The sequence below is a fragment of the Bartonella sp. AA97HXZ genome (assembly GCF_042196985.1).
In the GTDB taxonomy this organism is placed as follows: domain Bacteria; phylum Pseudomonadota; class Alphaproteobacteria; order Rhizobiales; family Rhizobiaceae; genus Bartonella.
In genome coordinates, this window is sequence record NZ_JBHIRC010000081.1 from 1 (window position 1) to 1,129 (window position 1,129).

1 protein-coding gene is annotated in these 1,129 nt (G+C 41.8%); it reads right to left on the reverse strand.

Features of this window, described 5'->3' with window-relative positions; translation table 11 throughout:
- On the reverse strand, nt 1-1,010 hold a 1,010-nt coding region (locus ACFINE_RS09800; RefSeq protein ID WP_375621896.1), incomplete at its 3' end, for a tyrosine-type recombinase/integrase.
- Nucleotides 1,011-1,129 lie beyond the last annotated feature (119 nt).

Genomic DNA, 1,129 nt, shown 5'->3' on the forward strand with positions numbered 1-1,129 from the left:
AGCCAATTGCGTAAACTAGAACGAAAACCATGCGGGCAGGCTTCAAGTTTATTGTCTCTCATATATTTTGCCATACAATTCTCAGCAAGGGGAGCACGACCGGAAAAAGACAGAATGAAATTACTTTTGGAAATACAACGGGCTTGTTTAATCACTTTTAGCGCTTCAGATGATAGAGGTACGCGAAATTCTGTTGTAGCGTCACGCAAACCTTTCATATTCTCAGCAGGAATAGTCCATACATCATCTTCAATCTGATCTTCACGAATATGACGCAAAGGGTTGGTACGAACGCCTGTCAGGATAAGCAAGCGCAAAGCCAGTTGTGTTATGTTTTGTGTTTTACAGAGTAACTGATAAAAGGCGGGAACATCTTTCCAATCCATTGCAGGTCTATTAGTGGTTTTATGACGTTGTTTACCTAAGAGCGCGCGTGCTTTTTCTGTTGCTTGTAAATCAACATCTAACCCTAATGCAGCCGCATGTTTGAGACAAAGATTAAGACGATTTAGTGCTTTCTCTGCTGTTGCAGCTTTTGTATGCCAGATAGGAGCAAGGGTATTGCGTATCTCTGTTTGTGTAATCTCTGAAACGGGCAGACAGCCCAATTTAGGGAGAATATGAAGGCGTAATGGTAAAAACCAATCACAAGCTTTACCATCTCTTTTTAATTCAGCTTTACGGCTTTCAAAAGCATCTAAAGCAATGTTTTTTAAATAATGAAGATTACGCATTGCCTCACGCTTTTGTTTATCGCGTTCTTTAATGGGGTCACGACCCTCATGTAAAACAGCACGCCATTGGTTTGCCAATTCACGAGCTTTTTTTAAAGAGACATGTCTTAAGGCGCCCAAGCCCATTTCACGGCGCCGACCGTGAATGGTATAACGATAAAGCCATTGAGCACCACCATCTTTACGCTTATGGAGGATCAAGCCGGCACCATCATTATATTTGCCAGCTCCCAATGTTGCGACAGCCCTTGCGTTAAGACGATTCATAAGAACCATTTTCATTCCTTTCTTATACAGTTTTACCCACACGCCAGCCCCGCTTATGCCGTGCAAGCAAATGGGTTTGTTTGATTCAATATAAACAGACTTGAAATGAGAGAATCTTACAATATTCG